Source organism: Burkholderia sp. HI2714, from assembly GCF_002223085.1.
In the GTDB taxonomy this organism is placed as follows: Bacteria; Pseudomonadota; Gammaproteobacteria; order Burkholderiales; family Burkholderiaceae; genus Burkholderia; species Burkholderia lata_D.
The window spans coordinates 29,429-42,265 of sequence record NZ_NKFM01000067.1; the positions used below are offsets into that span (position 1 = coordinate 29,429).

General features: G+C 69.7%; 10 protein-coding genes. 8 read left to right on the forward strand and 2 right to left on the reverse strand.

Annotation, left to right across the window (positions count from 1 at the left end):
* Window positions 1-57: 57 nt before the first annotated feature.
* The gene (locus CFB82_RS36885; protein ID WP_089487272.1) at window positions 58-1,626 is read right to left on the reverse strand and encodes an MFS transporter; all 1,569 of its coding nucleotides are present in this window, start codon (window positions 1,624-1,626) and stop codon (window positions 58-60) included.
* Window positions 1,627-1,709: 83 nt separating this feature from the next.
* Here CFB82_RS36885 and CFB82_RS36890 point away from each other — a divergent pair, with 83 nt between their 5' ends.
* Both CFB82_RS36890 and CFB82_RS36895 read left to right on the forward strand, forming a co-directional pair.
* Entirely contained in the window at window positions 1,710-2,756 is a 1,047-nt protein-coding gene (locus CFB82_RS36890) for an HlyD family secretion protein (protein ID WP_089487273.1), read from the forward strand.
* Entirely contained in the window at window positions 2,753-4,201 is a 1,449-nt protein-coding gene (locus CFB82_RS36895; protein WP_089487274.1) for an efflux transporter outer membrane subunit, read from the forward strand. Before CFB82_RS36890 ends, CFB82_RS36895 begins: the two co-directional genes overlap by 4 nt.
* Before the next feature lie 25 nt (window positions 4,202-4,226).
* On the opposite strand, the gene CFB82_RS36900 is transcribed toward CFB82_RS36895, so the two are convergent.
* Window positions 4,227-5,498 (reverse strand): NAD(P)/FAD-dependent oxidoreductase, encoded by a 1,272-nt coding sequence (locus CFB82_RS36900; RefSeq protein ID WP_089487275.1) that lies wholly within the window; start codon window positions 5,496-5,498, stop codon window positions 4,227-4,229.
* A 220-nt stretch (window positions 5,499-5,718) separates the two neighbouring features.
* Here CFB82_RS36900 and CFB82_RS36905 point away from each other — a divergent pair, with 220 nt between their 5' ends.
* The 6 genes from CFB82_RS36905 to CFB82_RS36930 all read left to right on the forward strand — a co-directional run bounded on the left by CFB82_RS36905 (window position 5,719) and on the right by CFB82_RS36930 (window position 12,785).
* On the forward strand, window positions 5,719-5,991 hold the full coding sequence (locus CFB82_RS36905) for a UBP-type zinc finger domain-containing protein (protein ID WP_089487276.1): 273 nt from the start codon (window positions 5,719-5,721) through the stop codon (window positions 5,989-5,991).
* A 335-nt stretch (window positions 5,992-6,326) separates the two neighbouring features.
* Complete coding sequence (locus CFB82_RS36910; RefSeq protein ID WP_089487277.1) at window positions 6,327-7,613, forward strand: c-type cytochrome; 1,287 nt, start codon at window positions 6,327-6,329, stop codon at window positions 7,611-7,613.
* The gene (locus tag CFB82_RS36915) at window positions 7,610-8,110 is read left to right on the forward strand and encodes a (2Fe-2S)-binding protein (protein WP_069250240.1); all 501 of its coding nucleotides are present in this window, start codon (window positions 7,610-7,612) and stop codon (window positions 8,108-8,110) included. The genes CFB82_RS36910 and CFB82_RS36915 overlap by 4 nt, the downstream gene beginning before the upstream one ends.
* A complete protein-coding gene (locus CFB82_RS36920) occupies window positions 8,110-10,371 on the forward strand; it encodes a xanthine dehydrogenase family protein molybdopterin-binding subunit (protein WP_089487278.1) in 2,262 nt (753 codons plus the stop codon). The genes CFB82_RS36915 and CFB82_RS36920 overlap by 1 nt, the downstream gene beginning before the upstream one ends.
* 101 nt (window positions 10,372-10,472) lie before the next feature.
* Complete coding sequence (locus CFB82_RS36925; protein WP_089487279.1) at window positions 10,473-11,390, forward strand: LysR family transcriptional regulator; 918 nt, start codon at window positions 10,473-10,475, stop codon at window positions 11,388-11,390.
* A 177-nt stretch (window positions 11,391-11,567) separates the two neighbouring features.
* The gene (locus CFB82_RS36930; RefSeq protein WP_089487280.1) at window positions 11,568-12,785 is read left to right on the forward strand and encodes an MFS transporter; all 1,218 of its coding nucleotides are present in this window, start codon (window positions 11,568-11,570) and stop codon (window positions 12,783-12,785) included.
* The last annotated feature ends 52 nt before the right edge of the window (window positions 12,786-12,837 follow it).

Consider the following 12,837-nt stretch of genomic DNA (forward strand, 5'->3'; position numbering starts at 1 on the left):
GCCGCTTCGGCAGACGTGCCCTTCAGGATTTTTCAGAAAAATTCAGCCGCGCCGCGCTCACGGCGAGCGCACCGGCCGCAGCAGAATGCCGAGCAGCGCGCCGGCGAGCGCAAAGGCCATCGCCACGCGGAAATTGTCGGCCAGCGCGAGCGTGGTCGCCTGCACGCGCACCGCCCGATCGACGAGCGCGTAGGCGGCCTGGTTGCCGGTCGCGACCGTGGCGCCGTGCGCGACCAGCGACGCCGCGCCGGCGCGCAGCCGCCCGAGCGTCTCGGGATCCGACAGCGACACATGCAGACCGACGAGATTCGAATGGGTACCCTCCCTGATCCGCTGAATCACCGCGATCGACGTCGTGCCGAGCTGCCCGCTCAGCAGGCGCGTGGTCTGCACGACCGCGCCGAACGTCAACGCGTGTTCCGCCGTCACGTGCTTGCCGAAGAAGAAGATCACCGACGTCAGCGCCATCGTCTGCCCGAGCGCCTGCAGCAGTTGCGACGGAATGAAGTCGGGTTCGGCCCACACCGGCGTGAGCCGCGACCCGAGCGCGAACGCGATCGCCACCGTCACGAAGCCGGCCACGATCAGCCGGCGCGGATCGACGCGCTGCAGCAACAGTGCGACGCACGGCGCGAACAGCAGCTGCGGGATCGCGATCCAGCGCAGCGTATCGCCGATCTGCAACGGCCGAAGCCCGTAGGTGCTGGCGAGGAACAGCGACGGGATGAAGCTCGTATTGAGCACGGTGAAGCGCACGAGGCCGACGAGCACGATCAGCAGCGCGATGTTGGGCCGTGCGAGGTAGCCGAGATCCAGCCCCGCGCGCGGCGACGCGAGTTCGTGGATCAGGAACGCGGCGATCATCAGGATGCCGGCGGCCAGCAGCGCGACGATCAGCGGCGACTGCAGCCAGAACAGCCGTTCGCCCTGGTCGAGCGCGACGCACAGGCACGCGAAGCCGCCGGCGCCGAGCAGCATCCCGCGCGCATCGATGCCGGACGCGAAGCGCTTGACCGGCTCGTCCGCCAGCGACAGCAGCAGGCACGCGATGAACGGCACCGTCAGCACCGCGTTCTGCCAGAACAGCCAGCGCCAGCTCAGGTGTTCGCTGTACCAGCCCTCGAGCGTGGCCGACAGGTTCAGCGACATCTCGAGATTCATCGCATACGCGGCGATGCCGAACGCAATGAGCCGCGGCGGCAGCGTCCGGACGACGAAGCCAACCGTCAGCGGGACGAACACGCCGGACGCGAGCCCCGCGATCGCCTGGAACACGACGAACGCGCCGAACTGCGTGCAGAGCGGCAGCACGGTTTCGGCACCGAGAAACACGACGGCGCCCGCGACCAGCACACGGCGCGTGCCGAACATGAATGCCGCGGCGATCGCGAGCGGCCCGACGAACATCTGCGACGCGGTAAACGCGGTGTTGATCCACGCGCCTTCGTCGAAACCGACGCCCAGCGCGCCGCGCACGTCGGCGAGCCCGAGCGACGTGATCCGCGACGTCAGCGTCGCGATGATCGCGCCGAGCAGCACGGCCGCGATCGCGGCGATCGACCGGAACGTCGGGATGTCCGGCGCCGCCGCCGGCGCGGCACGACCAGTCGCAAACGTGGTGTTCATCGTCAGGCGGCTCCCCGCTGTCAAGCTGGCGCAAGCATAACGCGATGCGTCGAACCCTGCCCGTACGATGGAGTTTGCCGATCATGACCTCACCTTCCGCCGATACGCCGGCCGCTTCGGCGCCGCCGCCCGCCGCGCCCGTTCGCTCGCGCCGGCCCGCGATCGTGGCGATCGCTGTGCTCGCGCTGCTGCTCGTCGCATTGCTCGTGTACGAGTTCGACGCGCGCGATCGCGGCACCGACGACGCATACGTGACCGGTCACCTGCACGTGATCTCGCCGCGCGTGGCCGGCACGGTCGAGCGCGTGCTCGTCGACGACAACCAGTTCGTGCATGCCGGCGACGCGCTCGTGCAGATCGACCGGCGCGACTTCGACGTGCGGGTCGCGGCGCAGCGCGCACGCGTCGCCCAGGCGCATGCCGATGCGAGCCGCGCACACGCGCTGATCGAGCAGGCGGACGCGGCGCTCGTGTCCGCACACGCCGATGCGGAAAAAGCCGAACTCGATTACGCGCGTGCACGCGAACTGACCCGCGAGACGCCGCGCGGCCTGTCGAAGCAGGAGTTCGATGCGGCCGATGCCGCCCGCAAGTCGGCCCGCGCGCGCGTCGCGGCGGCCGATGCGCAACGGCGCAGCGCCGTCGCCGCCGCTGAAGCCGCCGACGCCGCGGCGAGCCAGAACGACGCCGAGTTGCGCGACGCGCTGCTGCAGCTCGGCTACACGGCGGTCGTCGCGCCGTCGGACGGCTACGTCGGCAAGAAGACCGTCGAGACCGGCGAACATGTCGCGCCCGGCCAGGCGCTGCTCACGCTCGTCGAGCCGCACCCATGGATCGTCGCGAATTTCCGCGAGACGCAGCTTCGCCGCGTACGTGCCGGCGATGCCGTGCAATTGCACTTCGATGCGCTGCCGCAACGTGCGTTCACCGGCCACATCGACAGCCTGTCGCCCGCGACGGGCGCCCAGTTCGCATTGCTGCCGCCCGACAATGCGACCGGCAATTTCACGAAAGTCACGCAGCGCGTGCCGGTGAAGATCCTGCTCGACGGCCCGGCCGCGACGGAGCCGCGCATCCGACCCGGGCTGTCGGTCGTCGTCACGCTGCAAGCCGACGGCGAATCGCGATGAAGCGCGCCGCCGCCGTACTCGCCGCCAGCCTGCTCGCCGCATGCTCGATCGCGCCGCAACCGCTCGCGCCCGTGCCGGTCGGACACGACGGGTTCCGCCATGCCGATCCGTCGACCAATACGTCGACCGATGCGCGCACGCCGTCGCTCGCTGCGTGGCCCGCCTGGTTCGGCGACCCGCAACTCGGCCGCCTCGTCGACGCCGCGCTCGCGCACAACCTCGATATCCGCGCGGCGGCCGCGCGCGTCGACCAGGCGCAGGCGCTGCTCGGCGTGCGCGATGCCGCGCTGGCGCCGACCGTGCGCGTCGACCCGTCGTTCAGCCGCACGCGCGTATCCGGCACGGTCGACAACGCGTTGCCGAAGCGCACGATGCACAACTGGTCGGTTCCCGTCGCCGCGAGCTACGAAGTCGATCTATGGGGCCGCTTGCGCGGCGACGCCGACATCGGCGAACAGAACGTGCTGCAGGCGGCGGCCGACCGCGATGCGGTGCGTCTGCGGGTGGCGACCGAAGTGGCCGTCGACTACCTGACGCTGCGTTACGTCGACGACGATCTCGTGACGCTCACGCGCGCGATCGGGCTGCGGCGCACCGCGCTCGACGTGATCGCCGCCCGCGTGCGGGCCGGCGCGGCGAGCGATCTCGACGGGCTGCGCGCATCGGCCGATCTCGATACCGCGCATGCCGATCTCGCGGAGAGCCGCCGGCTGCGCGAGAACCTCGTCGACGCCATCGCGGTGCTGACCGGCGTGTCGCCGACCGCATTCGACGTCGACGCGCGCGCCGTGCCCGTGCAAGTGCCGGACGTGCCGGCCGGGCTGCCGTCCACGCTGCTCGCCCGACGCCCGGACGTATTCGCGGCGGCACGGCGCGCCGATGCAGCATCGCTCGAACTGGGCATCGCGCGCACCGCATGGCTGCCGACGCTGACGCTGACCGCCGACGGCGGCTTCGCGACCCGCGATCTGCGCACATTCCTCGACCGCAACAGTTCGCTGTGGAGCCTCGGCGCGAACGTCGCGCTGACGCTGTTCGACGGCGGCAAGCGCGAGGCGATGGTCGCAGCCGCGCGGGCCGGCATGGACGCAGCCGACGCCAACTATCGCGCGATCGCGATCGGTGCGTTGCGCGACGTGCAGGACGCGCTCAACGACATCGCCGCGCAAAAAGAGCGGATCGTGCGTTACGACGACGCGGCGCGCGCGACGGATGCAGCCGCGCGGCTGTCGCTGAGCCGTTACGCGCACGGGTACGTCAGCTATCTGGAAGTCATCGACGCCGATCGCGATGCGCTGAATGCGCGGCGCCAGCTGATTCACAGCCGGCAGGCGCTGGCCGTCGCAACGGTGAGCCTCGTGCGCGCATTGGGCGGCGGGTGGACGCCGCCGGCACGCGCCGGCCGGGACGGATGGCGCGACGCGACGCAGGCGGACGCGCGATGAATCCATCGAACGGCCCGCACCTGCGTCACGCGCGCGCTAGCCGATGCGCATCCTCGCCGAGAAACCGGTGCACGAAAGTCACCGCCATCGCGCCTTCGCCGACCGCCGACGCGACGCGCTTGACCGATCCGGATCGCACGTCACCGGCCGCGAACGATCCCGGCACGCTGGTTTCCAGGTGATACGGCCGTCGTTCGAGCGGCCACACGCGCTCGAACGACGGACAGTCGTACAGGTCGCCGCCGGTGACCAGATAACCGTCCGGATTGCGAATGATGTCGGTGTCCTTCGCCCAGTCGGTATTCGGCGCGCCGCCGATGCACACGAACAGGCGCGTGGCCGGCAGCCGTTCGCGGGTGCCATCCGCCGAGCGAAGCTCGATCGCGTCGAGCCAGCCGTCGCCGTGCAGCGCGGCGACGCTCGACCGGTAGCGGACCTCGATGTTCGGCGTGCGCTCGATCCGGTCGATCAGGTAGCGCGACAGCGTGTCCGCGAGCGACGCACCGCGCACGAGCATGGTCACCTGACGCGCATGCCGCGAGAAATTCATCGCGGCCTGGCCGGCCGAATTGCCGCCGCCGACGATGAACACCTGCTCGCCCGCGCACATCGGCGCTTCGCTCGACCCGGCGCCGTAGAACAGCCCCGCATTCAGGAACGCCGGCTCCTCCGGCAGCCCGAGGCTGCGATATTCGATGCCGGTCGCGCAGATGTTCGCGCGCGCGACCAGGATCGACCCGTCGGCGAGCTCGACGCGGATCTTGCCGTCGACGAACGTCGCATGCACGCCCTCGCGCATCGTCAGCAGCTCGACGCCGAACTTCACCGCCTGCTCGCGCGCGCGTTCCGCGAGCGCCGCGCCCGGGATGCCGTCGGGGAAGCCCATGTAGTTCTCGATCAGCGAACTCGTGCCGGCCTGCCCGCCTATCGCGCCGCGTTCGATCACGACCGCGCGCAGCCCTTCGGACGCCGCGTAGACCGCCGCCGACAGCCCGGCCGGCCCCGCGCCGTAGATCGACACGTCGTATTCGACGAAGCGCGGGCGCGCGACCCAGCCGAGCCGCGCGGCGATCTCGGCCAGGGTCGGCTGGTACAGGCGCGAGCCGTCCGGAAAGATCACGACCGGCAGCCGGATGTCGCGCAGCGGCGCGATGCCGAGCACCTGCGCGCAGTCGGCGTCGGATGTCAGCTCGCACCAGTCGTACGCAATCATGCGCCGCTGCAGGAAATCGCGGATCGCGTACGCGTCCCTGCTGCGCGGCAAACCGACGATCCGCACGTGTTGCGGTTGATCCATGAGCGCCTCCCGATGATGTCGATGTCGGATGCGGTCCGGCCGGTGCCGCTGCCGGACGCATTCGCGACTGTACGCCGCCGCCGCGCGCCGCGCGGGCCGCTTCATGACAATTAAGGTCCGGCAGCGACGCGACGCTGCACAATGCCGCGTACCCCCCCGCTTGCGGCCTCGTGCCGGCCGCGCCGCGAGCGTCGCTCCCGCGCCGGCATCGGAGCGCAAGATGGCCAACGCCTGTACGCATCTCGACGAAGCACGCGTGTTCGACACCGACAAGGACTACTGTGAGGATTGCATCAGATCGGGCAGCCGCTGGGTGCATTTGCGGATGTGCCTGATCTGCGGGCACGTCGGCTGCTGCGACTCGTCGCCGAATCGCCACGCGAGCCGGCATTTCCGTGAAACCGGCCACCGGCTCGTCCGCTCGATCGAGCCTGGCGAGCGCTGGATCTGGTGCTATGAGGACGAAGTCGTCGCCGGCGAGATCCCGTCATGACGTGACGCGCGGGGCCGCCGCGACACCGTGCCCGTCATCCGCCCGCGCGCCGCGCCCCGGCCGACCCGGGGCCGGACACCGTTCAGAACGTTTCAGCGCCGCTTCAGGCAATGATCGCGGCCTCTGCGTAGACTGCCGTTCATGAGCTGCCGCGCAGGACGGCGCTCGGCGCCCGTTATCGACTGCTGGAGTGAGAACATGATCCCCGTCGCCAATCACCGCCGCGCCGCAAGACGGCCGCGGCCGCATCGGACGGCCACGCACGGCCGACACGCATCGTCCGGTGTTGCCGCGCATCGCATCACTTGCGCCGCATCGCGTCGCATGGAGCGCGCATGAAGCACAAACGACTCTGGATCGGCGCGGCCGGCATCGCGATCGCGGCCTGCGCCGTCGCGATCGGCATCATGGTCCGGCCGTCGATCGCGCCGATCGATCCGCCCGCGCCCGCTTCGTTCGATCCGCAACTGGTGCGCGCCGGCGCGCGCGTCGTCGCGCTGGGCGACTGCGTCGTGTGCCACACGGCGAAGGACGGCAAGCCGTTCGCGGGCGGCCTGCCGCTCGCGACGCCGTTCGGCACGATCTATGCGACCAACATCACGCCGGATCCGGAAACCGGCATCGGCCGCTGGTCGCGCGACGCATTCGCCCGTGCACTGCGCACCGGCATCGGGCGTAACGGCCAGCCGCTTTACCCGGCGTTTCCGTACATCCATTTCACGAAGATGTCGGATGACGACATCGCCGCCGCGTACGCGTACCTGATGACGCGTGAGCCGGTACATGCGACGGCGCCCGCCAACGACCTGATATTTCCGCTGAACTTCCGGCCGCTGGTCGCGTTCTGGAACGTGCTGTTCCTGCGCGAAGGCGCGTATCAACCGGACCCCGCGCAGTCCGCGCAATGGAACCGCGGCAAGATGCTCGTCGACGGGCTCGGCCATTGCGCGTCGTGCCATTCGCCGCTGAACGCGATCGGCGGCGAACAAAGCGGCCGCGCATTCGACGGCGGTATCGTCGACGGCTGGGAAGCGCCGCCGCTCAATACGCTCGGCCATGCCGCGCGGCCGTGGACGCAGGCGCAACTCGTCACGTACCTGCGCACCGGCCGCGCGAGCGAGCACGGCGCGGCGGCCGGACCGATGCTGCCGGTCACGCGCGATCTCGCGACGGTGCCGGTGGAAGACGTCGAAGCGATCGCCACGTACATCCTGTCGATCCAGAAGCCGGCGAACGGACAGGCGACCGCGGCCGCCGCACCGGCCGAACGCGCCGCGACGACGCCCGCCGCGCAGCGCGGCGCGGTGCTGTTCCAGGCATCGTGCGCGCAGTGCCACGGGCCGGCCGCGCCGATGCAATCGATCGGCGAGCGGCCGACGCTTGCGTTCAGCACGGCCGTGAACGCCGATACGCCGCGCAACGCGATCCAGATGATGTTCAACGGCATCGGCTGGCACGGCGAGGACACGCTGAACTACATGCCGTCGTTCATCGACCAGTACGACGACGCGCAGATCGCCGATCTCGCCGCGTACGTGCGCGCGACCTACACCGATCGCCCCGCATGGTCGGGCGTCGACGCGCTTGCCGCAAAACTCAGAAAAGAGGATTCCGCACGATGATCACCCTCACCGTCAACGGCGTGCGGCATACGCTGGACATCGATCCGTCCACGCCGTTGCTGTATGCGCTGCGCAACGACCTGCACCTGCATGGCGCGAAGTTCGGCTGCGGCCTCGGGCAATGCGGCGCGTGCACGGTGATCGTCGACGGCAAGCCGACGTTCTCGTGCCTGATGCCGGTGGCCGCGGTCGGCACGCGCAGCGTGCGCACCATCGAGAGCCTCGGCACCGCCGAGCATCCGGGCCCGCTGCAGCGCGCGTTCGTCGAGCATCAGGCCGCGCAGTGCGGCTACTGCATCGCCGGGATGATCATGCGCGCGCAGGCCCTGCTCGAGCGCAACCCGAAGCCGACCGAACAGGAGCTGCGTACGCACATGGAACCGAACCTGTGCCGCTGCGGCACGCATATGCGGATCCTCGCGGCCGTGCGCTCGGTCGCCGGGCTGCCGGCCCCCGAACCGGCTTCCGCTCCCGTCACGATCAGCAAGGGGCTGTAATGAATTCCCACGACGATATCGACGAAGGCCGCCGGCACTTCATCGTCTCCGGCGCGCTGTTCGTCGCGTTCACGCTCGCGCCGGCCGCGCGCGCGGCCGCACAGCTCGTGATCGCGGACGAAGGGGCCGCCGTGCACGTGGCGAAAGCCACGCAGGCGCTCGCCGGCAGCCTGAAGACCAATCCGCTGCTCGACGCATGGATCAAGATCGCGCCCGACGGCAAGGTCACCGTATTCACCGGCAAGGTCGAGCTCGGCACCGGCGTGCGCACCGCACTGCTGCAGGTGGCGGCCGAAGAACTCGACATGAAGCCGTCGCTGATCACGTTCCTGACGGCCGACACCGGCGCATCGCCCGACGAAGGGTTGACCGCCGGCAGCCACACGATGGCCGACAGCGGTTCCGCGCTGCTGAACGCGGCCGCGCAGGTGCGTGCGCTGCTGGTGGAAGGCGCGGCGAAGCGTTTCGGCGTCGACGCGCACACGCTGACGACCGCCGACGCGGTGATCAAGGCGCCCGACGGCCGCACGATGACCTACGGCGACGCGATCCGCACCGTCGACCTGCATCGCAGCGCCGCGCCCACGTCGCCGCTGAAGAGCCCGGCGACGTTCACGGTGATCGGCACGTCGCTGCCGCGCGTCGACATCCCGAACAAGGTGACGGGCGGCGTCAGCTACGTGCAGGACATGGAATTGCCCGGCATGCTGCACGCGCGCGTGGTGATGCCGCCGGTGTACGAAGCGAAGCTGCTGTCGTTCGACGAGGCGGCGATCCTGAAGCTGCCGGGCGTCGTGCGGATCGTGCGCAACGGCAGCATGCTCGCGGTGGTCGCGCAGGGCGAATGGCAGGCGGTGGTCGCGCAACGCGCGCTGGCCGCCGCGTGCCGCTGGTCGCCCGGCCGCAAGCTGCCCGATCGCGCCACCGTGCATGCCGACCTGAAGCGGATCTCGACGCAGCGCATCGAGATCGCGAACACGCACACGGCCACCGCGCCGGCCGTGAAGACGCTGAGCGCGACGTTCCTGAAGAACTACCTGCTGCACGGCTCGATCGGGCCATCGTGTGCGGTCGCGCACCTCGAGAACGGGGCGATGACGGTGTGGACCCACTCGCAGGGCGTTTATCCGCTGCGCGACGCGCTGGCCGAGATGCTGTCGATGCCGAAGGCGAGCATCCGCTGCATTCACACCGAAGGATCGGGCTGCTACGGACACAACGCGGCGGACGACGCAGCCGCGCACGCGGCGCTGATCGCCACCGCGATGCCCGGCAAGCCGATTCGCGTGCAGTGGATGCGCGAGCAGGAACATACGTGGGACCACTTCACGCCGGCGATGGTGACCGAGGTCAGCGCATCGCTCGACGCGAACGGCCGCATCGTCGACTGGAACTACGCGCTGTGGAGCAGTTCGCACAACGAGCGGATCGTCAACGCCGGCCGGCTGCTGCCGGCGCGGATGCTGGAGCCGCCGTTCGTGCCCGCGCCGTCGACGCCGATGCTGCAACCGGAGGGCGGCGCCGATCGCAACGCGATTCCGCTGTACGCGCTGCCGAATCAGCACATCGTGAACAACTTCTCGCCGACGATGCCGCTGCAGACGTCCGCGATGCGCTCGCTCGGCGCACACACCAACGTGTGGGCGATCGAAAGCTTCATGGACGAGCTCGCGCACGCGGCCGGTGTCGATCCGGTCGAATTCCGGCTGCGCCACATGGAAGACCATCGCGCGCTTCAGGTGATCAAGCTCGCAGCGACGCACTTCGGCTGGCCGCGGCCGCCGCGCGCGCGCAACCGCGGCGTCGGCTTCGCGTTCGGCAAGTACAAGAACCTGATGGCGTACGTCGCGATCGCGGTCGAGGTGTCGGTCGTGCCGGAAACCGGCCAGGTGACGCTCGAGCACGCGGAAGCCGCCGTCGACGCGGGCCAGGTCGTGTCGCCGGACGGGATCCGCAACCAGATCGAGGGCGGCATCGTGCAGGCCGCAAGCTGGACGCTCTACGAGGCATTGAAGTACGACACCGAACGGATTCGCAGCTTCGACTGGAGCAGCTACCCGATCCTGCGCTTCTCGGCCGCACCGCAGAGCGTGAAGGTCCACCTGATCAATCGCCCGGGCGCGCCGTTCCTCGGCGCGGCCGAGGCGTCGATGGGGCCGACCGCCGGCGCGCTGGCCAACGCGATCTTCGACGCGACCGGCCAGCGCATGCGCGAAATGCCGTTCGCCGGCGACGCGCTGAGACGACGCATCGACGCATAGCGATTCGGTCGCGCCCGATACGCGCGACCGATACCCGACAAGACGGACGGCGCCGGCACGCACCGGCGCCGCGACCCGACAGGACTGGAGCCTTCCCGACGATGGATACCTTGCTTTCGATGCGCGTGTTCACGCGCATCGTCGAAACCGGCAGCTTCACGCGCGCGTCCGACACAACCGGCCTCACGACGCCGCGCGTGTCCGCGCTGCTCAGCGCGCTCGAACAGCACCTCGGCTGCCGGCTGCTGAACCGCACGACGCGCCGCATCTCGCTGACCGAGGACGGCCAGGCTTACTACGAACGTTCCGTCGCGGTACTGCGCGAAATCGACGACATGGAAGCGTCGGTCTCGCAGGCGCGCAACGTGCCGCGCGGCCGGCTGAAGGTGAACCTGCCGCCGGCGATGGCCAAGCAGGTCGTGGTGCCCGCGCTGCCCACCTTCCTCGACGCCCATCCGGGCATCATGATCGAGCTCGGCGTGACCGACCGGCAGATCGATCTCGTCGGCGAAGGCGTCGACTGCGTGGTGCGCATCGGCGCGCTCGACGACTCGGGGATGATCGCGCGGCGCATCGGCAGCCTGACCACCTGCACGTGCGCCTCGCCCGCGTACCTGGCACGGTGCGGCGAGCCGGAGACCGTCGACGATCTCGCGCAGCACGTGGCGGTCAGCCACATCTCGGCCGATACCGGACGCCCCCGCGTGTGGGACTACGTCGTCGACGGCGAGCCGCGCGTCGTGCAGATGTGCGGCACGGTCGCCGTCAACGATGCGGACAACTACATCGAGTGCGGCGTCGCGGGCATTGGCCTGATCAAGACGTCGCTGTACCTCGTCGAGCCTTATTTGAAATCGGGCCGGCTGCGCGAGGTGCTGACCGATTTCAACGCGCCGGCCCGGCCGATCTCGGTGCTGTATCCGCCCAATCGCCACGTGCCCGTCAAGCTGAAGGTGTTCGTCGACTGGCTCGCGGGCCTGTTCGAGCAGATTCCGACGCTGCAGGGCAAGCGCGGCTGACCGGACGCGGCACCTTTGCGTGCCGCGCAAAGCTCGATTGCGCGGCGGCTCGCTTCTGATTTTATCGATCGATCAATAGTATGGACGGCAACGCGGTGCACCGTATCGCGCGCCACGCGAACCCCATGCAGGCGCGGCGACACGGTGCCCCGCCTCCCTCTTCTCAAGGAGTCCACCATGTCAGCAGATTCCACGCCGCTCGCGCCGCCCGCGCACGGCACCCGACTCACGCAGGGGTTGATCCTGCTGTTCGCATTCAGCTGCGGCGCGATCGTCGCGAACCTGTACTACGCGCAGCCGATCACGGAACTCATCGCGCCGGGCCTGCACATGTCCGGCGGCACGGCGAGCCTGATCGTGTCGTTGACGCAGATCGGTTATGCCCTCGGCCTGTTCTTCATCGTGCCGCTCGGCGACCTGCTCGAGAACCGCAAGCTGATGATCGTGACGGCCGTCGTGTCGATTGCAAGCCTCGCCGCGGCGGCGCTCGTGCGCACCCCCGGGCTCTTTCTCGCGATTTCGCTGCTGATCGGCTTCAGCTCGGTGGCCGTGCAGATCCTCGTGCCGCTCGCCGCGCATCTCGCGCCGGATCATTCGCGCGGCCGCGTGGTCGGTACGATCATGAGCGGGCTGCTGCTCGGCATCCTGCTGGCCCGCCCGCTGTCGAGCGTCGTGGCCGACGCGTTCGGCTGGCGTTTCGTGTTCGCGGCGGCCGCCGTGCTGATGACGCTCGTCACGGCCGTGCTCGCGCTGACGATTCCGCCGCGCCAGCCCGACCATCGCGCGACTTATTTCGAGCTGATCGGGTCGCTGCTGCAACTGGTCCGCACGATGCCCGTCCTGCGCCATCGCGCGTTCTACCAGGGCCTGATGTTCGCATCGTTCAGCCTGTTCTGGACCGCCGTGCCGGTTGAGCTGACGCGTCACTACGGACTATCGCAGTCGGCCATCGGCCTGTTCGCGCTGGTCGGCGCGATCGGCGCGACGTCGGCACCGGTGGCCGGGCGCCTCGCGGACGCCGGCCATACGGTGCGCGCGACGCTGATCGCGCTGGTCGCCGGCACGCTGTCGTACGCGATCGGGTTCGTGCACGGCACCGGCCTGTACGGGCTCGTCGTGACCGGCATCGTGCTCGACTTCGCGGTGCAGATGAACATGGTGCTCGGCCAACGCGAGATCTACGCGCTGCACGCGGCAAGCCGCAACCGGCTGAACGCGCTGTACATGACGAGCATCTTCGTCGGCGGCGCCGTCGGCTCGGCGCTCGCGAGCCCGCTGTACGAGCATGGCGGCTGGTCGCTCGTCGCGGCGGTGGCCAGTGCGTTCCCGATCGTCGCGCTCGCGCACTACCTGCTCGTCGGGCGGCCGCACGCGCAACGTCACGCGCTCGGCTGAACCCCGCCGCTGCCCTTCAAACCGATTCGTTCGCGGGGCGCGTTGCCGTCCC